At 58.0% G+C, this 21,964-nt stretch carries 19 protein-coding genes; 11 read left to right on the top strand and 8 right to left on the bottom strand.

From position 1 onward, the window contains the following. The first annotated feature begins 2 nt into the window (after positions 1 to 2). From HMPREF9451_RS01505 to HMPREF9451_RS01535, 7 genes are all read left to right on the top strand, one after another. A complete protein-coding gene (locus HMPREF9451_RS01505; RefSeq protein WP_009138534.1) occupies positions 3 to 1,325 on the top strand; it encodes an L-aspartate oxidase in 1,323 nt (440 codons plus the stop codon). Continuing rightward, on the top strand, positions 1,322 to 2,200 hold the full coding sequence (gene nadC / locus HMPREF9451_RS01510) for a carboxylating nicotinate-nucleotide diphosphorylase (RefSeq protein ID WP_009138535.1): 879 nt from the start codon (positions 1,322 to 1,324) through the stop codon (positions 2,198 to 2,200). The genes HMPREF9451_RS01505 and nadC overlap by 4 nt, the downstream gene beginning before the upstream one ends. Beyond that, entirely contained in the window at positions 2,197 to 2,745 is a 549-nt protein-coding gene (locus tag HMPREF9451_RS01515) for a transcription repressor NadR (protein ID WP_009138536.1), read from the top strand. The genes nadC and HMPREF9451_RS01515 overlap by 4 nt, the downstream gene beginning before the upstream one ends. 127 nt (positions 2,746 to 2,872) lie before the next feature. Then, positions 2,873 to 4,219, top strand: a complete 1,347-nt coding sequence (gene brnQ / locus HMPREF9451_RS01520; RefSeq protein ID WP_009138537.1) for a branched-chain amino acid transport system II carrier protein — start codon at positions 2,873 to 2,875, stop codon at positions 4,217 to 4,219. Positions 4,220 to 4,605: 386 nt separating this feature from the next. Then, a complete protein-coding gene (locus HMPREF9451_RS01525; protein ID WP_009138538.1) occupies positions 4,606 to 5,763 on the top strand; it encodes an inorganic phosphate transporter in 1,158 nt (385 codons plus the stop codon). Positions 5,764 to 5,775: 12 nt separating this feature from the next. Further along, on the top strand, positions 5,776 to 6,006 hold the full coding sequence (locus HMPREF9451_RS01530; protein ID WP_009138539.1) for a hypothetical protein: 231 nt from the start codon (positions 5,776 to 5,778) through the stop codon (positions 6,004 to 6,006). Between the two features lie 49 nt (positions 6,007 to 6,055). After that, positions 6,056 to 6,910: a universal stress protein gene (locus HMPREF9451_RS01535; protein ID WP_009138540.1), complete on the top strand. Its 855-nt coding sequence runs from the start codon at positions 6,056 to 6,058 to the stop codon at positions 6,908 to 6,910. A gap of 158 nt (positions 6,911 to 7,068) precedes the next feature. Here the strand turns inward: HMPREF9451_RS01535 and HMPREF9451_RS01540 are convergent, their stop codons facing one another. Continuing rightward, positions 7,069 to 7,488, bottom strand: a complete 420-nt coding sequence (locus tag HMPREF9451_RS01540; RefSeq protein WP_009138541.1) for a peptide deformylase — start codon at positions 7,486 to 7,488, stop codon at positions 7,069 to 7,071. Between the two features lie 128 nt (positions 7,489 to 7,616). Here HMPREF9451_RS01540 and HMPREF9451_RS01545 point away from each other — a divergent pair, with 128 nt between their 5' ends. Both HMPREF9451_RS01545 and HMPREF9451_RS01550 read left to right on the top strand, forming a co-directional pair. Beyond that, positions 7,617 to 8,297 (top strand): alpha/beta hydrolase, encoded by a 681-nt coding sequence (locus HMPREF9451_RS01545; protein WP_009138542.1) that lies wholly within the window; start codon positions 7,617 to 7,619, stop codon positions 8,295 to 8,297. A gap of 131 nt (positions 8,298 to 8,428) precedes the next feature. Continuing rightward, positions 8,429 to 10,078, top strand: coding sequence for an aminotransferase class I/II-fold pyridoxal phosphate-dependent enzyme (locus HMPREF9451_RS01550; RefSeq protein WP_009138543.1), 1,650 nt, complete (start codon positions 8,429 to 8,431; stop codon positions 10,076 to 10,078). A gap of 173 nt (positions 10,079 to 10,251) precedes the next feature. Here the strand turns inward: HMPREF9451_RS01550 and guaA are convergent, their stop codons facing one another. Then, the gene (gene guaA, locus HMPREF9451_RS01555; protein WP_009138544.1) at positions 10,252 to 11,235 is read right to left on the bottom strand and encodes a glutamine-hydrolyzing GMP synthase; all 984 of its coding nucleotides are present in this window, start codon (positions 11,233 to 11,235) and stop codon (positions 10,252 to 10,254) included. A gap of 191 nt (positions 11,236 to 11,426) precedes the next feature. Next, positions 11,427 to 11,903, bottom strand: coding sequence for a C-GCAxxG-C-C family protein (locus HMPREF9451_RS01560; protein ID WP_009138545.1), 477 nt, complete (start codon positions 11,901 to 11,903; stop codon positions 11,427 to 11,429). Positions 11,904 to 12,160: 257 nt separating this feature from the next. On the opposite strand from HMPREF9451_RS01560, the gene HMPREF9451_RS01565 reads away from it, so the two are divergent. Continuing rightward, positions 12,161 to 13,426, top strand: a complete 1,266-nt coding sequence (locus HMPREF9451_RS01565; RefSeq protein ID WP_009138546.1) for a RidA family protein — start codon at positions 12,161 to 12,163, stop codon at positions 13,424 to 13,426. A gap of 273 nt (positions 13,427 to 13,699) precedes the next feature. On the opposite strand, the gene HMPREF9451_RS01570 is transcribed toward HMPREF9451_RS01565, so the two are convergent. From HMPREF9451_RS01570 to HMPREF9451_RS01585, 4 genes are all read right to left on the bottom strand, one after another. Further along, a complete protein-coding gene (locus HMPREF9451_RS01570; protein ID WP_232204082.1) occupies positions 13,700 to 14,017 on the bottom strand; it encodes a hypothetical protein in 318 nt (105 codons plus the stop codon). A gap of 54 nt (positions 14,018 to 14,071) precedes the next feature. Further along, positions 14,072 to 14,845 carry a class I SAM-dependent methyltransferase gene (locus tag HMPREF9451_RS01575; RefSeq protein ID WP_009138548.1) on the bottom strand — a complete coding sequence of 258 codons (774 nt, stop codon included), beginning with the start codon at positions 14,843 to 14,845 and terminating at the stop codon, positions 14,072 to 14,074. A gap of 74 nt (positions 14,846 to 14,919) precedes the next feature. Continuing rightward, positions 14,920 to 16,182, bottom strand: a complete 1,263-nt coding sequence (locus tag HMPREF9451_RS01580) for an MFS transporter (RefSeq protein WP_009138549.1) — start codon at positions 16,180 to 16,182, stop codon at positions 14,920 to 14,922. Between the two features lie 121 nt (positions 16,183 to 16,303). Continuing rightward, positions 16,304 to 18,454 carry a Tex family protein gene (locus HMPREF9451_RS01585; protein ID WP_009138550.1) on the bottom strand — a complete coding sequence of 717 codons (2,151 nt, stop codon included), beginning with the start codon at positions 18,452 to 18,454 and terminating at the stop codon, positions 16,304 to 16,306. A gap of 135 nt (positions 18,455 to 18,589) precedes the next feature. Here HMPREF9451_RS01585 and HMPREF9451_RS01590 point away from each other — a divergent pair, with 135 nt between their 5' ends. Beyond that, positions 18,590 to 20,542, top strand: a complete 1,953-nt coding sequence (locus HMPREF9451_RS01590) for a fructose-bisphosphatase class III (RefSeq protein ID WP_009138551.1) — start codon at positions 18,590 to 18,592, stop codon at positions 20,540 to 20,542. A gap of 146 nt (positions 20,543 to 20,688) precedes the next feature. On the opposite strand, the gene HMPREF9451_RS01595 is transcribed toward HMPREF9451_RS01590, so the two are convergent. Next, on the bottom strand, positions 20,689 to 21,864 hold the full coding sequence (locus tag HMPREF9451_RS01595) for a cation diffusion facilitator family transporter (protein ID WP_009138552.1): 1,176 nt from the start codon (positions 21,862 to 21,864) through the stop codon (positions 20,689 to 20,691). Positions 21,865 to 21,964: the final 100 nt, after the last annotated feature.

The raw sequence follows: 21,964 nt of genomic DNA on the forward strand, positions 1-21,964 counted from the left end.
CGGTGGTTTCGAAGAAAAACGCTGGCGTTTCCGAAGAGGCCGGCGCAGGGCTTGAGCTCGCCGGCGCCGCTTCGGGTTCCTGCGAGCGTTTCGACGTGGTAATTGTCGGCTGCGGGTCGAGTGGCCTGTATACGGCGCTCAACCTTCCTGCGGAGATGAGCGTGCTCGTGCTTACGAAGACAGAGGCGAAGCGTTGCGATTCCATGCTTGCGCAGGGAGGAATTTGCGTCTTGCTCGACGAAGACGACTACGATTCTTTTTACGAAGACACCATGCGCGCCGGCCATTATGAGAACCGCCCCGAAAGCGTGGACATCATGATTCGTTCAAGCCGTGCCGTCATTGAGTCCCTTATCGACCTGGGCGTTGCCTTCGAGCGCACGCCCAAAGGCGATTTGGCCTACACGCGCGAGGGCGGCCATACGCGCGCCCGCATCTGCTACCACGCGGACACGACGGGCCAAGAGATCACGCAGGCTCTGCTTTCGGCGGTCGAGGAGCTTTCCAATGCTGAAATTCGCGAGCATACGTGCGTGGTCGACCTTGTCGAGGAGGACGGTGCATGCGCCGGCGTGGTGGTCGAAGGCGAAAACGGCGTGCGTTCCGTCGTCCGGTCTTCGTTCGTTGTCTTCGCTACGGGCGGAATAGGCGGCCTGTACGAGCACTCGACCAATTACCCCGAGATCACGGGGGATGCGTGCCGTATAGCGCGCGATCGCGGCATAGAGCTCGAGCATATGGACTATGTGCAGATTCATCCGACAAGTCTTTATACCGGTCGCCCCGGTCGGGCCTTTCTCATATCCGAGTCGGCGCGCGGAGAGGGCGCGGTGCTGCTTAACGCCGCTGGCGAGCGCTTTACCGACGAGCTCCAGCCGCGAGACGTGGTGTCCGCCGCGATCTTTTCCATGATGGAGGAGGAAGGTTCCAGCCATGTGTGGCTTTCGTTTGCTCCCGTGCCCGAAAAGACGGTGACCGAGCACTTCAAGGCCATTCGCGAGGAGTGCGCAAAGGAGGGCTACGATATCTTGAAAGAGCCCATTCCCGTGGTTCCCGCCCAGCATTATTTCATGGGCGGCATTCACGTGGATGCGTGGTCGCGCACGAGCATGCCGCATCTGTTCGCCGTAGGGGAAACCAGCTGCAACGGCGTGCACGGCAAGAACAGATTGGCCAGCAACAGCCTGCTCGAGGCGCTTGTTTTCGCGCAGCGGGCGGCGAAAGAGATAGAAAAGGAAGCGGACGGGCTGCAAGAAACGATTGGAGCGGACGGACCGCAAAGGGTGCGCGAAGCAAGCGAATCGCGCATAGGGAGGAACGGATGAGCTCACTTTCGCTGCATTTCCTCATTGACGAACACATCAAGCATGCCCTTGCCGAGGACATGAACGCGGGAGATATCAGCACGGATTGCGTCATGCCGAGTGCATGTGTCGGCCGTGCGCAGCTTCTGTGCAAACAGGACGGCATCATCGCGGGCCTGGACGTGTTTGCTCGCGTGTTTGAGATCCTTGATTCCGATGTGCGCTTTGAAGCGTGCGTTTCGGACGGGGATGCCGTTTGCAAAGGCCAGCTTCTCGGCGTGGTGCGTGGGGATGTGCGCGCGATTCTTTCAGGAGAGCGCACGGCGCTCAACTATCTGCAGCGCATGAGCGGTATAGCGACGTATACGAACAAAGTGGCGAAACTTCTCGAAGGCAGCGCCACGACGCTGGTTGATACGCGCAAGACCACGCCGGGGATGCGCCTGTTCGAAAAGGAGGCCGCTCGTCTGGGGGGCGCGGTCAACCATCGCTACAACCTGACCGACGGGGTCATGCTTAAGGACAACCATATTGCGGCGGCGGGGGGAATCACGAAGGCGGTGGCCTGTGCTCGTGCGAGAGCGCCGTTCGTCCGCAAGATAGAGGTGGAGACGGAAACGCTCGAACAGGTGCAAGAGGCGCTTGACGCCGGCGCCGACATCATCATGCTCGACAACATGGACCGCGAGACGATGGCTGCGGCCGTCGCGCTCATCGGCGGCCGCGCCCAGACCGAGTGTTCGGGCAATATCACCTTGGAAAATGTCGCATCTATAGCCTGCTTGGGTGTCGATTTCGTCTCATGCGGGACCTTGACCCATTCCGCCGGCATTCTCGATTTGAGCCTGAAGAATCTGACGGTCGATGGCGTTTCGGATGAGGGGGAGCTGCGATGAAGGGCGAAGAGCGCAGGGCGTTTCTTTTGAAGTCTCTGCAAGAAGCGCACGGCCCTTTGACGGGGTCCGATCTTGCGAGCATGTCCGGCGTGAGCCGTCAGGTTATCGTGCAGGATATAGCGCTGCTTCGGGGGCAAGGCGTCGATATAACGGCGACGCGGTCGGGCTATGCGCTGCCGTCGTCTTTCGACGGAGGGGAGGTTCGCCTGGTGAAGGTGCGTCATGCGCCCGAGCAGGCGGAAGAGGAGATGCTTGCGGTTGTCAACTTGGGCGGCGCGCTGCTCGATGTCGCGGTGAACCATCGCGCGTACGGAAAGCTCACGGCGACGCTCGATGTCAGGAGCCGGCGCGATGTGGCGCGTTTCATGGAAGACATTCGTTCGGGAAAGTCTTCGCCTCTATGCGCCGTGACGTCGGGGTATCACTTTCATCATATTGCCGCCTACGGCCCAGATGCTTCTTGCGTTCTTGACGAAATAGAGAAGGTTTTAGGCGAAAAGGGATTTCTTGCAGAGATGCTGCCTTACGAGGTGGGACAAATATAAGAGTCGAGCCGATTGATTCCTTTCTTTATTTGCGCCGGTTCTTTTACGGCCCTTCTGGACGAGCATGCTAGAATAGCGCGTTGTTTTGTCCGCGGCTCGGCCGCATCGTGTATATAAGGGAGGGATTGTGCAAGAATCCAACAGCCGCCGATCAACGGGACTGAGCCGTGCTCAGATGCTTATGCTCGGCGGAATGCTCTTTTCCATGTTCTTCGGAGCAGGCAACCTCATCCTGCCTCCGCTTCTCGGCCTTCAGGCGGGAACCGACGCCGTCTTCGGCATGGTCGGTTTCCTTATCGCGGGCATCGGCCTTCCGGTGCTCGGCATTATCGCGGTGGCGCTGGTGGGCGATATCCGTCAGCTCGCGGGCCGCGTTCATCCCGTATTCGCCTCGGTTTTCATCGCCTTGGTGTATTTGACTATCGGCCCGTTTTTGGCAATTCCTCGCACGTCTTCGACGGCGTACGAAATGGTCAAGCCGCTTATTCCGCAAGGCGGGGATTCCCTTGTCGTGGTGGCATTGTTCTCGGTCATCTTTTTCGCCGTGGCTTTCGCTTTGGCGATCCGTCCCGGCATGCTTTCTCGCATTCTGGGCAGGTTCTGCGCTCCTGCGCTTATCGTCTTGATTGCGCTCGTCGTTGGTGCGGCGCTGTTCGGGGGTTTGGGAGATACTCCTGCGCCGGTAGCCCCGTATGACGAAAACGCCGTGTCGGGGGGCTTCCTCGTGGGCTATCAGACCATGGACCTGCTTGCGGCTCTGTGCTTCGGCATCGTCGTGGCCACTAATGTAAGGGCTCAGGGTGTGACGGAGTCGGGCAAGGTTGCCGGCTCTATTTCGGCGGCGGGCGTCATTGCCGGTATTTTGATGGCGCTGGTCTATTGCGGACTGGCGTTCGTGGGCGTTGCCATGGCTCCCTCCATGCCCGATGCGGCCAACGGCGCCGAGATTCTTGCCGCTTCGGCTGCGTTGCATTTCGGAGAAGCCGGTTCTGTCATTGTTGCGGCCATCTTCCTTCTAGCCTGCCTCAATGTGTGCACGGGTCTTATCTCCTGCTGCGCTGAGTATTTCTCCGAAGTGTTCCCGCGCATTCCGTTGCCGGCATGGGCTGCGATTTTTGCCGTTTTCAGCTGCGGCGTCTCCCTGCTTGGCCTTGATGCGATTCTGGCGTTTTCGGGCCCGTTGCTCGGGGCTTTGTACCCGCCTGCTATCGTGCTCATGGCGTTCGGTCTCTTTCACGGTATCTGCGACAAATATCCGCGCATCTGGCCTTGGACGGTGTTTGCCACGGCTGCAGTAAGCGCCATCGCGGCTCTTCGCGACGCCTTCGTCCCCGATGCGTGGATTTTCCTCGATGCGCTTCCCGGCGCCGATCTTGGCTTGGGCTGGTTGACGGTGGCTCTTGTCGCCGCCATCGTCGGCGTGGTGCATTCGGTGCTGCAAAAACGCAAGGAGGCCGAGACGAAGGCCGAGTAGCGCAAACCCATGGCGCAGGCTCGCTTTCGGAGTTGCGATGCGGTGATATGCGCGAATGGGTCTTTATTCTTGCTTTTCTCGCCCTCTTTTCTCCCCGTGTTCTAAGGCAGTGGGGAGAAAAGAGGGCGTTCTATTTTTCAAGCAAGGCGTAGTTCGGTGAACGGTCATTCTTGTAAGGCAAATCCCCCTCCAGCCGAACTTTACTTCGATTTTGCAGAAGCTCTAACACCTCACGGCAAAAAAGGCATAACCTTAATTTTCGTGTTCTGCAAACCTGAATTCGTGTGTTTCGCAGCATTTGGCAACGCGATTGTTTTCGGCCGAATCGTCGGCTCTCGGTCGGTCGCCTCGCCAAGGGCTCAATCGAAGGGGGATTAGGAAAATCCATGGACATCGCAACACTGGTCGTCGTGATTCTGGTCATCGCGACGGCGCTGATTTTCGATTTTACGAACGGATTTCATGACACGGCGAACGCCATGGCAACCTCCATTGCCACGGGCGCGCTGAAGCCGAAGACGGCGGTTATCGCCGCCGGTACGCTCAATCTGATTGGCGCGTTTCTTTCTACCGAGGTCGCAAAGACCATCTCGGGAGGCATCATCAACGAGCAACAGGTGTTCATAGGTCCAGAATTCATATTCGCCGGCCTTGTAGGTGCCATTATCTGGAATCTTCTTACCTGGCTTGTCGGCCTGCCCTCCAGCTCTTCGCATGCTCTGTTCGGCGGTCTTGTGGGCGCTGTGATCGTGGGTGCTGGCGTAGAGGGCGTCAATTTCGGCGCGGTGGTTGCGAAGGTTCTCGTTCCGGCCCTGATTTCTCCTATTGTCGCTGGTCTGGCGGCGTTTATGGCGGTGAAGGTGATATTTGCCATCGTAAGAAAGCTCGATGAAAAACAGATCGAGTCAGGGTTTAGGCACGGGCAAACGGTTACGGCGTGTCTGGTTGCTCTTTCCCATGGTACAAATGATGCACAAAAGACCATGGGCATCATTACCTTGACGCTCATTGCCGTCGGAGCCCAGGCTTCCGGCACCGGTCCTCAGCTTTGGGTTGTCGCCGTGTGCGGCCTGGCCATCGCCCTCGGTACGTATATGGGCGGCTGGCGCGTCATCCGCACGCTGGGCAAGGGACTGACCGAAATCAACACGCCTCAGGGATTTGCCGCCGAGGCCGCTTCCGCAACGACGATCCTTGCTTCGTCCCACCTGGGTTTCGCTCTTTCTACGACGCAGGTATGTTCCGGTTCCATCATCGGCTCCGGTCTCGGTAAAAAAGGCGGATCGGTGAATTGGAGCGTTGCCGGCCGTATGCTTATTGCGTGGCTCGTGACGTTTCCTGCGGCAGGACTCGTTGGGGCCGTGGCCTGCGCTATTGCGAAAACAGGTCTGGGCGGGACAATCGCGGTGGCGCTTATTGCGGTTATCGTCGCCTTTATTATTTTCCGTCTTTCCAAGCGTAATCCGGTGAATTCCGCGAATGTGAACGAGCATTCCGAAGTTACGATCAACGCGGCTTCGAATTCGTCCCACGCGGTCGCATAGGAGGAGATGACCATGATTGCACACGAGATAGCTAATTTCATCACCGTGCTTGCAACAGCGGTGCTCATTGCATCCACCATCGGAGGATTGTACGCATCGGGGCTGCGCCTTTGGATAGCCGGCGAAGTCGATGCTGAGGGCAATGCCCATCTTCTGCATCGTATAGGGTCGGTCGTTTGTTTCGCCGGCTGCGTCTTCATCGTCCTGTTTGCTCTTTGGCTTATGATTCCGATTTTCCACTAGGAGCATCGAGCGTCGAAATCGCGTGAAACAGAAGGGAAGTTCAATATCCATGGCACGCATTCTCGTTGGTATTGACGGCAGTCCGCGCGGCGAGCGCGCGCTCGAATGGGCAGCGCGCAGAGCGGAGCGCGACGGGTCGAGCTTGACGCTCGTCACCGTTTCCGATCCGCGGCTTTTGCAGGGGGCCGGTTTGCTCGAGGCCGATGTGGAGGTTTTCGCCCAACAGCTTCTTTCCGAGGCGAAAGACTATGTGGCCCAAAACCATCCGTCCGTTGCAGCGGAGTCGGTCGTTGCGAAGGGCGCAGTAGTGGATGCCCTCGTTGAGCAGGCGCAAGGCCATGACCTGGTTGTCCTGGGGTCTCATCATGGGGCGACCGTGGGTGAGACGATCGGTGGGGCGAAGGGCCTGCGCGTTTCGGTTTGCCTCGATGTTCCTACCGTCATCGTTCCTGCCGATTGGCGCTTTGACGAAGAAGAGCACGGCGTTCTTGTAGGGTTCGATCCGGAAGGATTCGGCGAAGAGGCGCTTCGTTTCGGCATCGAAGAGGCGGTGGCTTTGGGGTGGCCGCTTCGCCTGGTGACCGCTTGGGGCCTGCCGGCGTGGATATCCCGTCCTGCCGAGATGATGGGAGGCGGCCTGTCTCCCATCGGGGAGCAGTATCAGAGCGCGCTTGACGAACGTGTCGAGAGAATTGCCGCGCAGCACAAAGGGCTTGAGGTTGTCGGCAAGGCTATCGAGGGGCCGTCTCCTTCCCGTGTGCTGATCGATGGTGCGAAGGAGAACGGGATGCTAGTCATGGGCACCCATTCGCGCAAGACCTTGGGACGTGCCGTGTTCGGCTCGGTCACGCACAGCGTGCTGCTCAATCTTGTTGTTCCTACGGTTATCGTTCCGCGCGGATAGCCTGAACATGAACGCCTCCTCAGGTTCGGTGAGCCTGAGGAGGCGTTTTTGATTATGGGGGCTTGTGCGGCGGTTATGCCGGGGGCTTGCGTGGCGTGCTAGGTGCCGCCCAGGGTTCGTGTGGCGTATGACCCTGCTCGGCGTATGCGTGCCCCGCGTTAGACCAGCTTGCCTTTGCAGTGGTCGATCATGTGTTGCACGATCTGCGCGGTCCAGTCGGTGAGGTCTTTCTTACGCGGAACAAGCGCGCCGTCGACCATTTCGTCATAGGCCACTTTGATGCGCTGATAGCGCGTGACCACGGATACCTCGTCGCGCGTCAGGCATCCCTCTTCGGTCTTGAAGGCGCCGAGACCTAGCAGAAGCTTCGGGTTGTACATGATCTGCGGATTCTCTTTTTCGTCGAGATAGGCGATGATTGCTTTTTCAGCGCCTATCTGGTTTGCAGCGAGGCATGCTGCGCTGTCAATGGATACGAGCGTGTCAAGCAGGTCCTGCGCAACGTCGGCGTCTTGTGCCGTTGCAGCGGCGCAAGGTCGGGAGAGCAGCGTTTCGTCGTGTACGAGTTCTTTAATCATGGATGCTCCTGAGGGCGGCAACGCCGCAGATTGCCGATGTGGGGCATATGCGGCATTGCGATGGATACGAGATGCGATCGTCGAATCGCTTTCGCAGGCAATGGTACCATGAGGGACGGAGGTGCGGCATGTTCAAAGAACTTGATATAGCAGGTAAGAAAATTCGCGTGTATCCAGCGAAAAAGCCCTATGCGCCGGCGGTGTATCTTAATGCAATCGAGTCAGATTGCTCTGACGTGCGTCGCCGTTGCTTTGACGAGGGATGTCCTGACTTTACGTTCGTCTCAGTGTCCGGTCTGCGCTGGAATGACGAATTGACGCCGTGGCCTCATGACTGCATCACGCGTTCCGACGCGCCTTATGCAGGCGAGGCGCAAGGCTATCTCAGTGATTTGACGGAGAAGATCATGCCTGTCGTCGAACAGGAAATAGGAGGTAGGCCGCTCTATTCGGCGTTGGCGGGCTACTCGCTCGGCGGGCTTTTTGCGTTATGGGCTTCATTTCAGACCGATGCGTTTAGCAGGGTGGTCAGTGCATCGGGTTCTTTATGGTATCCGGGTTTTGTCGAATATGCTCACGCCCATCCATTCTCCAGCGCCTTGAGCTGCGTGTATTTGTCCCTCGGTAAAAAAGAGCATCGTACCCCCAACAGGCTTCTGCGCAACGTTCAGAGCAACACGCAGGATATTCTTGAATTGTGCCGCAACCGCGGTGTGCTTGCCAGGCTCGACATGAACCCTGGGAATCACTTCCAAGATGTTCAGGAGAGGACGGCCAAGGGGATAGCCTGGGCTCTTCGACAGGGTTGATTCCAGCGTACGGCCTTATTCGTGCCGCTCTCCGACGAAAAATATAGAGTTCAATGTATATCTTGAGAAATTGAACTTAGGTGGCATAGAATTGAACCTGTTATTGAAATTGAACTCTCAAGGAGGCTTCTATGCCAAACGGTTCATTTTCGGATAGGCTCAAACAGTCTATGGAGTCGGCAGGCATCAAGCAGGCCGATTTGATTCGTCTTGCCGAAAACCAAGGTAAGAAACTTGGGAAATCTCAGGTCAGTCAATATGTCTCAGGAAAAACCATTCCGCGTAAAGATGTGCTGGACGTCTTAGCTCTTGTTCTTGGCGTCGATCGGGACTGGCTGCTCGGTGGAGTAGGGGAGCAGGAAACGGCCGGACGTTCGCAAGGTGTTGTCGCTCAAGGGCAGGAGACGCACGTTTGCACGAATGCAGCGTCAGACGCTCTTTCTGCCGAGTCTGATTTGCGGAAACGCCCATCCGACGCCATCCCGTCTTCGTCGCCGTCGTCTGATGGGATACATTTGCAGGAAGCCGTATTGCGTACAATCGATCAGAGGAGTACCGTCATGGGTATGCGTGAGTTCAAGAAATCATCCAAGCTCGACAACGTTTTGTACGACGTGCGCGGTCCGGTGGCTGACGAGGCCGCCCGCATGGAAGGCAATGGCCAGCATATTCTCAAATTGAACATCGGTAATCCCGCCCCCTTCGGGTTCCGCACGCCGTTCGAGGTGGTGCAGGACATGCGTCAGCAGCTTCCCGAATGCGAAGGCTACTCCGATTCGCGCGGCCTGTTCTCTGCACGTAAGGCCATCATGCAGTATGCCCAGATTAAGCATATCCCCAACGTCGGCATGGACGACATCTACACGGGAAACGGCGTGTCGGAGCTGATCAACCTCTCCATGCAGGCTCTGCTCGATAGCGGGGACGAGGTTCTCATTCCTTCGCCCGACTATCCTCTCTGGACGGCATGCGTCACGCTTTCGGGCGGCACACCTGTGCATTATATCTGCGACGAAGAGGCTGAATGGTATCCCGATATTGCCGATATCGAGAGCAAGGTCACACCGCGTACCAAGGCTATCGTCATCATCAACCCGAACAACCCTACGGGTGCGGTGTATCCGCGCGAAGTGTTGCAGGAAATCGTCGAAGTGGCGCGTAGACACCAGCTCATTATTTTCTCCGACGAAATTTATGACCGTTTGTGCATGGACGGTGTCGAGCACGTCTCCATTGCAGAACTTGCTCCCGACCTGCCGTGCGTGACGTTCAGCGGGCTTTCGAAATCGCACATGATCGCGGGCTATCGCATCGGGTGGATGATTTTTTCGGGTGAGAAGAAATGCATCGAGGGTTTTATGCTGGGCGTCAACATGCTTTCCAACATGCGCCTGTGCTCCAATGTTCCTGCGCAGTCGATCGTTCAGACGGCGCTTGGCGGGCATCAGAGCGTTAAGGATTACGTCGTTCCAGGCGGGCGCGTGTACGAACAGCGCAATTTCGTATATGAGGCGTTGTGCAACATGGAGGGCGTCTCGGTAGTGAAGCCCAAGGCGGCGTTTTACATCTTCCCCAAGCTTGACGTGAAGAAATTCGGCATTACCGACGATGAACAATTCGCGCTCGACCTGCTTCATCAGAAGAAGATTCTGATCACGCGCGGCGGTGGTTTCAACTGGCATAAGCCCGATCATTTCCGCATTGTGTATCTGCCGCGCATAGAGGTGCTATCCCAGGCTATGGAAGAGCTGGGAGATTTCCTGGAGCATTACCATCGGTAGTACTTCTGCTTGCTGTCGAATACTGTGCCGTCGGGCATTGTCTCTTTGATGTGTATTGAGCTGTTCGTTTCGTATGCGGCGGCTCGGCTGTAAAAAAGCCTCCCATTTCTCGTGTTCAAGGAATGGGAGGCGCTTTATTGCAGCGGGGTTTCGGTTCGTCGTTCTATGCGGCGTTACTCGAACTCGATGGTGCCGCAGGGCTTCGGGGTAAGGTCGTACAGAACGCGGCAGATGCCATCGACTTCGGAGGCAATACGGTCGCCAATCTTCTTGAGAAGCGTCCAATCAAGCTCAGGCACCTTGGCGGTCATGGCGTCCACGGTGTTGACCGCGCGGATAAACGCCGGCCACTCGTAGAGGCGCTTGTCGTCCTTCACGCCGGTGACGCGGAAGTCCGGCACGGAGACGAAGTACTGCCACACCTTGCCCTCAAGGCCGGCATTGGCAAACTCCTCGCGCAGGATGGCGTCGGCCTCACGCAGGGCCTCCAGGCGATCGCGGGTGATGGCGCCGAGGCAGCGAACACCCAGACCGGGACCCGGGAAAGGCTGGCGCTCGACCATGTTCTCGGGCAGGCCGAGCTCGCGGCCGATGACGCGCACTTCGTCTTTGAAGAGCAGCTTGACGGGTTCGCAGAGTTCGAACTGCAGGTCGTCAGGCAGGCCGCCTACGTTGTGGTGTGCCTTCACGCCGTCGGACTCGAGGATGTCGGGATAGATGGTGCCCTGTGCGAGGAAGCTGACGCTGTCTCCGACCTTGCGGGCTTCCTCTTCGAACACGCGGATGAACTCGGCGCCGATGATCTTGCGCTTGGCCTCGGGTTCGGCCACGCCGTCGAGCAGGTTGAGGAAGCGATCGGTGGCGTCGACGTAGACGAGGTTGGCGTCGAGCTGGTTCTTGAAGACGTCTACAACCTGTTCGCTTTCGCCCTTGCGCATAAGGCCGTGGTTCACGTGGACGCAGATGAGCTGCTTGCCGATGGCCTTGATGAGCAGCGCCGCGACTACGGAGGAGTCAACGCCGCCGGAAAGTGCCAAAAGTACGTTTTTGTCGCCAACCTGGGCGCGGACCTCTTCGACCTTCTCATTGATGAAAGCCTGGGCAAGTTCGGGCGTGGTGATGCGCTCCATGTCTTCGGGACGCTTGTTCGGATCCATCCGAGCTCCTTTCGGTGTTATGAACGCATGCGTGGTGCACGCTGCGTCGTCTTTTGCGAGCGCTGCGAGCGGTTTGGCAGCGCAGCTCAATAGTATGTGCGTATTGTACCGACTGCATGACGAGGGTAGCGAAGAAACCGAAGGGAAATGCAACGATATCCATACGTTGTGCGCAATGGCGGCCGAAGAGGCTACGCTTCCTTGCCGATCTCGATCAGAATGTCGATCGTCATCTCGAGGCCGTCGAGAATGCAGAGGTCGCATCCGCGAAGAGGAGCCTCGCCTTCGACATTCTTGATTTCCTCGCAGATGGTCGATCCGACGCGGGTGCGGAAGTTTTCGACGAGTTTGCGGGCCCATACGTACGTGTCCTGCTTGCTGGTGGGGTCGTTTGAGCCGTTGCTGCATGCAAGCCCTATGATGACCTCTCCGCCGGAGATGGCACCGCACGTTTCCGTGAAGCCTCCCATGCCGCCGCCGAGCGCTTCGGTGGCGCGGAAGATAAGGTCTTCATCGGCTCCGACGAACGGAGCGAGCGTGCAGGCGACGCATTGGGCGCAGTTGAAATTGCGGCTGTGCATTGCAAGCGCACGGTCGGCGAGGGCCTTTCGGTCGAACGCCTCCTCGGTCCAGGATGTCTTGTCGAAAGCAGGGTCGGTCTGTGTCATGGGGTCTCCTTTCGAATGCCTTGGATGAATCATAGCCCAGGCGGCTGGACGCTCATAGCCCGCCTGGGCGATCGCTGACGTTTCAGGCGAGCGGTTGCTGGCGCGGCGTGAAGGCTTGATTCATAGCTTTCACAACCAAATTCGTGAAAAATCAATTGACAAATTCTATGGGGTAAAGTCTAATGCGCTTGCGAGAAAACAAGGGGAAAGTTTTCTCCGCAACCTTATTGAAGGGTGTCAACAGAAAGGGTATTGCCATGGGCGATAACGTGGTATTGGCCAGGAACACTGAGAAGGCGCCGAAGTGCCCGATGTGCTCTCAGACCGTAGCGTTCTCTCATTACAACAACCTCTCGGCTCAGCTGCCTGTCGATCCTAAGACTGGCGCAATCGTCGCGGGCGGCGTCAAGGAGCAGGCTGATCAGTGCTTCCGCAACATCAAGGAAATCGTTGCGAGCATCGGTCACAACCTGAACGACGTCGTTCGCATCACCATCTTCGTCAAAGACATCATGGATCTTGACGTTGTCGAGAAGGCTTACAAGTCCTTCTTCACCACCTACGTGCCCACCCGCACCGTCGTTGCCGTCAACGATCTGCCCATGGGCGCGCTCGTCCAGGTCGAGGCTCTCCTCACCAACGGCGAAGGCACCATTCCGAACGAGCCCCAGGCTGGCGACTTGCTCAAGTACGTCAACAACACCCACAATGCTCCGTTCGATGCGATGTCCAGCCAGTCTGTGGCATTCTCCCACTACAACAACATCACGGCGCAGCTGCCGATCGACCCCGTAAGCAACCAGGTCGTCATGGGTGGCGTCCAGGAGCAGACCGCTCAGTGCCTCAAGAACATCAAGGCTGTCCTCACCGCTATGGACGTTCCTTTCGATGACATCGTCAAGGTCAACGTCTTCTTGAAGGACCTCGGCGACGTTGAGGCCATGAACGAGATCTACAAGCGCTTCTTCCCCGATTCGGGCATTGCTCGCGCGGTCAACTACCTCCCGGCTCGTACCGTGGTTGAGGTTGCAGACCTGCCCATGCATGCGCTCGTTCAGATCGAGGCTGTGTGCTCTCACGGCGACGGCACGCCTCCGCAGGCTGTCGAGGACCGTCACGGTCTGATTGTCGAGGCGAACAACATCGCGAATGCTCCTAAGGATGCGCTGTCTTCCCAGACCGTTGCATTCTCTCACTACAACAATATCTCCGCTCAGCTCGGCATCGATCCCGCAACGGGCGCTCTGGTCGAGGGCGGCGTGAAGGCCGAGACCGAGCAGTGCCTCAAGAACATCAAGGCCATCATCGAGAGCGTTGACCATGTGATGGAAGACGCCGTCAAGGTCAACATCTTCGTGAAGGACATGGCTGACATGGACGCTGTCAACGAGGTCTATGCTCAGTTCTTCCCCGAGGGAGCCCCTGCTCGTCGTGTCGTCGGCGTTGCGAACCTCCCCATGGGCGCAGCCATCCAGATCGACGCCATCTTCGGCAACTTCGAAGGCACCCCGCCGATCGCTTAATGCGGCAACGGCGTTTTCATGCCGGCATGCGCACCTTCCAGGAATAGAAGAGCGCTGCCCGTACATGGTCGCACGATGAAATGGAACGGGTTTCGACCCGTTCCATTTTTTTTATGCCGTGAGAATGGGGCGTTTGATGCCCCTGCTTTGCAAAGTTTTTTCGGCATGAACCCGAAAAAGGGAAAACTTCCGCCAACGACGATTCTGAAGACGACTCCGTTTTTCTGTGATTGAGAAAAATGCCAGTTCAATATATTTCTATACAACGTAAAGTTACTGCTCTTCATGCGGATGCGAGGTAAGATGCCATCCGTTGCAGTGCGGGCATCGATAGCATTGCAGTCCTGTGGTGCCGTGCTCCGCGCATGAGGCGATGGCATCGAGCGCTTCGTAACGAGAAGCGTAGCGGTTCTTTGACTCGCACGCTTTTTTACGCAGCGCCGCTTCTTTTTCTTGCGATCGACGGGCATTACGTTGCTCTTCGCGTGCGAAGATGTCATCCATGCCGCCAAGGCTTGCTTTGAATTCGGCAGTCTCCTTAGCCCAGGCGGAACGCTTTTTGCTTCCCACGATAATGCTCGCTTTCTTCAACGGGGTTCTTCCATGGCGGCTGCGGCGCCTTGTTCTTCTTGTTCTCCGCGAAGGTTAATCAGTCTGCGGCGGAGGGACGATGCAATCATAGCGAACAGCTTTTCCGGCAAGGGAATAGCTCGGCTTTCTATCGGCGAGATGCGGCCCTTTGATGGGTCTTTTCACAATCACTTTGCGCGGATGTACGCTCAAGGCCGCTTCAAGGATTTCTTCCTGATTGCTGCATGGGCGCTCGAGATGATGGAGCAGCTGGAATTTCTTTTTCACGGCGGCGCTTTTGCTTCTTGCGGGAAACATAGGGTCGAGGTATACGATGTCGGGCATTTCGTCAGCCGAATCAGCCTCGGCCATGCGCTTCAACGCGCCGATGCTGTCTCCTTCGTGAAAATGCATTCGCTTCACGATGCTGGCAAGTTCGGGGTGCGTCTTTGCTCGCTCGAGAGCATCCTGCAGAAGCGCAGCTATAACGGGATCGTTCTCGTACAGCGTGACGTCGAATCCTGCCGCGGCAAAAAGCAAAGAGTCCTCTCCGAAGCCCGCTGTGGCATCGAACGCCTTTGGGGAAGGAGCGCCTTTGAGCTTCGCCGCGCGAACCAGCATCTCGCCCTGTAGCTTGCCGGGGCGCAGACGGGGCAGCATGGAGACGAAATCGGCGCGCAAAACCATGCCGTCTCCAACGAGGGAAAGACCTTCTTCGCCAATGCGCAGCGCCAAGGGAGCCTGCAACGCCTCCGCCTCGTTGACCGTCAGTTCTGCATCGAGACGTTTGGCCAACGCTGCGGCTTGCGGGCGGTCTTGTTCGCGCGCGGCGAAGACGGTCACATTCATAATGGGCTCCTAACGATTCGGTTCTCCCATTATAAAGACAGCGGGGCGAAGAGAACGAGACGAAACGCCCTCGCTTAAGATTGCGCTGACTGTTCGCTTGTCTCTTGGGGTGGCTTGATGGCGAACGAAAGCGCAAGCGCTGCTGCGGCTACGGCCAAAAACGCCCAGAATGCGGGGCCGTAAGAGCCTGTCGAGGTTTGAAGCGTGGCAAGCACCAGCGGGCCCGCCGAGGCCGATGCGATCATCTGCAGCGTTGCGACGGCGTAGTTGATGCCGAAATACTTCGGGCCGAAGAAGCTGCTGCTGATAACGGCCATGGAGGCCATGTTGCCGCCGTACACAAGACCGAGGAGCATGAACCCTGCCACAATAAGCGGGAAGCTGCTGAGCATGACGGCCACGCCGCACAGAAGCATGGAAAGCGCGAAGCCGATGGATATCCACAGAAACGAGATGCGGTAGCCGAATTTGTCCCACACAAGTCCGCAGAGCAGACGTCCGAATCCGTTGCACAGGGAGATGCCGCCCATGGCCGCCGTTGCCATCATGGCGCTTGCGGCGGCGTCCATTCCCGTTGCGGAGAGCACTTCCTCGGCGGCAGGAACCGCCTGGCTGATAAGGCCGAGGCCTCCGCTGCTCACGAGAATCAGCCAAAGAAACGCCAGCTGGAACGAACGGGTCTTGATCATCTCGACGGCGGAGTAATCGCGCTTCTGCTCATGGGGCTGCGTGGCGTTCGATGCGCTCTGCACGCTTGCTGCGAATTCGGCAGGAGGCAGCTTCACGATGAGTGCGACGGCGAGCATGACAACGCCGAAAACGACGCCTAGAATCAAAAACGTGGTTTGCCACGAGAGCTTGCCGAGAAGAACCGTGACCAGGGGGCTCAAAAGCATGGCGCCCATGCCGAAGCCCATGAGCATGCCGCCCGATGCGATGCCCTGCTTGTCCGGATACCATTTGACGGCGACGCTCATGACGCAATCGGTGCCGACGCCCACGCCGAAGCCGACGATGATGCCGTAGGTGATGTAAATCCAGAGCAGCGTGGTGGTTTGCGCGGCGGCGATGAATCCGCCGGCGATGATAATCGCCGTTGCCACCATGACGATGCGAGGGCTGAAGCGTTGCTCGATGATGCCGGCAACGACCATGCCTACGCTGAAGGAAATCATGGAGAGTGTGAAAATGAGCGATGTCTGGGCTCGCTCCCAGCCGAAATCGGTCTCGATAGGCTCTACGAAAAGAGACCATGCGTAGATGAGGCCCATAAAAAGCAGCGCCACGAAAGCCGTGGCGATGTAGATGAAACGATGGTGCTTCCCCTGTGCAGCCATAGTTGCCACCTTCCCCTCGGTTATTACGCATCTTGAGAGGATTCGTGGCGTTTGTCAATGCGGGCAGCCGTCTCCCATCGGGGCAGGGCCGCCTCGATTGCGCGAAGCGGCCCTGTAGCGGTTATTTTTCCTTCACCATAGAGAGCGATATCTTGCCCCGCTCTTTGTCGATTTTCTCGATCCAGACGGTAACGGTGTCGCCGACGGAAACGACTTCGCTCGGATGCTTGACGAAGCGATCCGACAGCTTGGATATGTGCACCAAGCCGTCCTGCTTCACGCCGATATCGACGAAGGCGCCGAAATCGACCACGTTGCGCACGGTGCCCGTCAGCTCCATGCCGACGTTCAGGTCGTCGAGGCTCGTTACCGATTTGCTGAACACGACCTCGGGTGCATCATCGCGCGGATCGCGGCCGGGCTTTTCGAGTTCGGCGACGATATCGCGTAGGGTGGGGACGCCGCATCCGAGTTCATCCGCCAAGGTTGCAACGTTTCCGATGCGCTTGGCGATATCCGGGACGCCTCCTGCGGAGAGAGCGGAGGGTTTGACGCCTGCGCGCTTGAGCAGCTCGGTTGCGATTGCGTAGCTTTCGGGATGGACGCTTGTGGCGTCAAGAGGGTTGGCGCCGTCCGAGATGCGGAGGAATCCTGCGCAATTGAGGAACGCCTTAGGCCCGAGCTTGGGGACGTTCTTCAACTGCTTGCGATCGGTGAAGGCGCCGTTTTCCTCGCGGTAGACGACGATGTTTTTCGCGACGGCGGGCGAGATGCCTGAAACGTAGCCGAGCAGGCTTGCACTTGCGGTGTTCAGATCAACTCCGACGCGGTTCACGACGCGCTCCACCACATCGCCGAGCGCACGACCGAGCTCCGCCTGGTTCAGGTCGTGCTGGTATTGTCCCACGCCGATCGACTGGGGTGGAATTTTCACCAGTTCGGCCAGGGGGTCTTGCAGACGGCGCCCCAGGCTCATGGCTCCGCGCGTGGTTACGTCGAGGTCGGGGTATTCTTCGCTGGCGAGCTTGGACGCGGAATACACCGATGCCCCCGCTTCGTTCACGATGGTGTAGCGCAGCTCGGCGGACGATTGCGCGATGAATCCCGACACTACCTCCTCGGTTTCGCGGCTTGCTGTGCCGTTGCCGATGACGATGGTGTTGATGCGGTGGCGTTTGACCAGGGAGTCGAGCGTTCTCTTCGTCCCTTCGATGTCACGGCGCGGAGGGGTGGGATAGACCGTGGTGTAATCGAGCAGCTTGCCGAACTCGTCGAGTACGGCCACTTTGCAGCCCGTGCGGTATCCGGGGTCGAGCGCGATGATGCGCGCGCCTTTCACGGGGCGCTGCTGAAGAAGGCTCTCGGTGTTTTTGGCGAAGACGCGTATGGCGTCGGCTTGCGCCCGTTCGGTAAGCTCGCTGCGCAGCTCGCGTTCGAGCGAAGGAGCTATGAGGCGTTTGTAGCTGTCCGCGATTGCCTCGTCGAGAGCCTCGGCGAAGACCCCGTTGTGTCGGACGATGCGACGGCCCAGTTGGTCAATCGCGGCATCTTGGTCCGTGCGCACGCGAACGCGAAGCTTGCCTTCCTTTTCGCCTCGGTTGATGGCGAGCACGCGATGGTTCGGTATGCGCTGCGCGGACTCGGAAAAATCGTAGTAGGGTTCGTAGACGCTCTTTTCCTCGCCGTCGGTGGCTTCCACGGCCATCGTTGCGGTCTTTTTCGTGAAGGCGCGCAGCGCGGCGGTATGTTCTGCGTCGTCCGCGATGACTTCGGCCACGATATCCTTGGCACCTTGCAGGGCCGCTTCGGCCGTGGCGAACCCCCCTTCGGCATCGACGAATGCGGCGGCCGTTTCAAGAGCGCTTTTCCCTGTTCGCGCTTGAGTGAGAATGAGGTCGGCCAATGGTTCGAGCCCCGCTTCGCGCGCTTTCGATGCGCGGGTCGCTCGCTTCTTCTTGAAAGGCTTGTACAAGTCTTCCACGCGCTGCATAACGGTGGCGCCTTCGATGGATGCACGCAGCTCATCGGTGAGCTTTCCCTGCTCTTCAATGGAGTTGAGGATTTCGGCCTTGCGCGCTTCCAGGTTGCGAAGGTACGTCAGGCGTTCTTCGAGGGTTCGAAGCTGCGTATCGTCCAGGCCTCCTGTGGCCTCTTTGCGGTATCGGGCTATGAAGGGAATGGTGCTGCCTTCGTCTATCAGCTTGATGACAGATTCGATCTGTGCGGGGGAGACGGAAAGCTCCTGCGCGATGGTGCGGTTGATGTCCAGCATATATGCTCCGGCTTCTCTTGGTGCCTGCGCCGTTTGGCTTTTGCATGCGCCGCTTGGCAGCGTCTCGGGCGACGTTGCCTATACGGCGGTACCATAGAATAGAACGTGTTCTATCCGAGCTGAAGGAGATGCGCAATGGATACAGCGGAAAAGCGGTATTTAGAGCTTCTTTCCCGATCGTTTCCCTCTGCCGCGAAGGCGTCGGCGGAAATCATCAATCTAAGCGCCGTGCTGAATCTTCCAAAGGGAACCGAGTTTTTCGCTTCCGACATCCATGGGGAATACGAAGCCTTCTCGCACATTCTCCGCAACGGGTCGGGCTCTATTCGCCTGAAAATAGAGGACGTATTCGGCGATACGCTGAGCGCGGAGGAGAAGCGCTCGCTGGCCTCGCTAATCTATTATCCTCGCGAGCGCATGGAGCTGGTGTTGTCCCAGGTGGAAGACCATGAGAAATGGTTTGCGACTGTGCTTCCCCAACTGGTGTCTGTCTGCAAGCGCTCCGCCCAGAAGTACACGCGGTCGAAGGTTCGCCGCGCACTTCCTGAGGATTTCGCCTACATCATTGAAGAGCTGATGACCGAAGACCGCTACGGCGTGGACAAGCAGGCCTATTACGCGGCCATCATCCATGCGGTGATCGGGACGAATCGCGGCGCTGCCCTCATCGAAGCACTCTGTCTTTTAATCCAGCGCCTGGTGATCGACCATCTGCACATTGTCGGCGACATCTACGACCGCGGCCCGTATCCGCATACCATCATGGATACGCTCATGGACTATCATTCGCTCGATATCCAATGGGGCAACCACGACATCGTCTGGATGGGCGCGTCTCTCGGCCAGCGCGGCTGTATTGCCCATGTGGTTCGCAATTGCGCGCGATACGGCAACCTCTCCATTCTCGAGGACGCCTACGGCATTAACATCCTGCCGCTTGCATCGTTCGCGCAGACCGCTTACGCGGACGACCCCTGTGTGGCGTTCGGTCTGAAGGGCAACCCCGGCCTTTCCGCGCAGGAGACGGAGCTCAACGTCAAAATCCAGAAAGCCATGGCCATCATCCAGTTCAAAGTGGAGGCGCAGCTTATTGATGAAAACCCCGGATTCGGGCTTGAAGACCGCAAGCTTTTGCACAAAATCGATTTTGACAAAGGCACGGTTGTTGTCGACGGCATTGAATACGAACTGACCGACACTGTGTTTCCCACGGTCGACCCGGACGACCCGTATCGCTTGACCCCCGAAGAGGAGGAGGTCATGCAGCGCCTTGAGCAGGCGTTCGTGAACTGCGAAAAGCTCCAGCGCCATATGCGGTTCTTCCTTGAGGCGGGAAGTCTGTACAAGGTTCACAACGGCAACCTGCTTTTCCATGCGTGCGTGCCGCTTAACGCTGACGGGTCCCTCATGGAGACGGAGGTCTTTGGAGAGAAATACAAGGGCCGTGCGCTTTACGACGTCATGGAGCGCTATGTGCGCGCGGGATTTTTCGATTCCAATCCCGAAATGCGCAAACGCGGACGAGACCTCATGTGGTACATGTGGCTTGGCCAGGGATCTCCGTTGTTTGCGAAGAGCAAGATGGCGACGTTCGAGCTGTATCTGATCGCCGACAAAGCTGCTCGCAAAGAGGTGAAGAATCCGTTTTATACGTTCTTGAACGATGAAGCCGTGATGGCGGGCATTTTCGAGGATTTCGGGCTCGACCCCAAAACGTCGCGCATCATATGCGGTCATGTGCCGGTGAAGGTGAAAGACGGCGAAGACCCGGTGAAGTGCGGCGGGCGCGTGCTGACCATCGACGGCGGCTTCTCGAAAGCCTATCAGCCCACCACGGGTATTGCGGGATACACGCTCATTTCCAATTCCTACGACATCATCCTGGCGGCGCACGAGCCGTTGGAGTCGACGAAGGCTGCCGTGGCGAAAGAGCTCGACATATTCTCTTCTACGCGCGTGGTCGAAAGCATGAAGAAGCGCACGCTAGTCGCCGATACCGACAAGGGCAAAGAGCTTAAAGCCCAAATTGCCGATTTGGGTGCGCTGCTTGAAGCCTATCGCCATGGAGAAATAGCCGAGAAGGAATAGCTGTCGTAGAGGTGGTTTTGCCGATGCCGCAAACCTTCTTGTCGCGTGAAGGCGAGGAGAGATAGGCAGCGAATGCGAATGGGCGCCGTTCGTTTGAACGGTTTCTCAGGCGGGGGTGCGGTTCTCGATGAGCCGCACCCCGCTCTTTATTTCGACGATGCGAAGCTGTCGTCCACGGTTATCTTACAAACGGCGTGCGGCTCGCGCTCTTGCACGATTTCGGATACGCGGCGCACGAGCTCTTCGTTGCCGAGGGCGAGGCCGGGCGGTCTGAGCACGTCGAAGATGACGTTGGTATGCGTAGGGCCGGGAACGATGCGCAGGTCGTGGATGATTAGGCGCGGGTCTATGCGTCGGATGTTTTCCATGATCCATCTGCGCAGATTGCCGACGGCCTCATCCGATGTGACGATGGGGTCGTAATGCAAGACGAGAAGGATGTTTTCCTCTTCGCGAAACGCCTCTTCTATGTTGTCGATGATGTCGTGGCTTTTGAGCGGGTCCATTTCGGCGGCCATCTCCACGTGGGCGCTTGCGAAGCGTCGGCCGGGACCGTAATCGTGGACGATGAGGTCGTGCGTGTCGAGCACTCCGGGATAGCTGGTTATCTTGCGGTAGATATGCTGGACGAATTCGGGGTCGGGAGCTTTTCCGAGCAGGGGGTCTATCGTATCGCGGACAAGTTCGGCGCCGCTGTAGATAATGAAGGCGCCTACGGCGAGGCCCGCCCAGCCGTCGAGGTTGATGCCGAGGAATTCGGAGGCAAGGGTGGCGGCGAGCACGGCGGCGGTCGCTATGACGTCGTTGCGCGAGTCGGCGGCGGTGGCCATGAGCGTGCTTGAGTTGATTCGCGCGCCGATGCGTTTGTTGAACAGGGCCATCCAAAGTTTCACGAGGATGGAAAGTGCAAGAACCGCCACGATGGCGATGCTGAATTCAACGGGTTCGGGCGAGAGTATCTTCTCGAACGAGGAGCGAACAAGCTCTACGCCGATGATGAGGATGAGCACGGCGACGGCAAGGCCCGAGAGATACTCGAAGCGTCCGTGGCCGTAGGGGTGCTCGGCATCCGCCGGCTTGCTAGCGAGCTTGAAGCCGAGAAGCGAGATGATGTTGCTCGATGCGTCGGAGAGGTTGTTGAGCGCGTCGGCCACGATCGCCACCGACCCCGCGACGGCTCCTATGGTGCCTTTTGCCGCGCAAAGGACGATGTTGCACACGATGCAGACAATGCTTGCGAACGTACCATATGCCGTGCGGACACGGGGGTTTTCCACGTCATCGTGGTTTTTGACGAATTTTCTAACGAGCCATTCGGTCATGAGAACCTCTTTGTTTCAAGTGAATTATCACACTATAGCCCAATTCGCGTGGTGCCGTGCGCGTACATAAACGAAGCGACCTGCGCAGTGACGGGTCGCT

This window comes from Slackia piriformis YIT 12062 (genome assembly GCF_000296445.1).
Classification (GTDB): domain Bacteria; phylum Actinomycetota; class Coriobacteriia; order Coriobacteriales; family Eggerthellaceae; genus Slackia; species Slackia piriformis.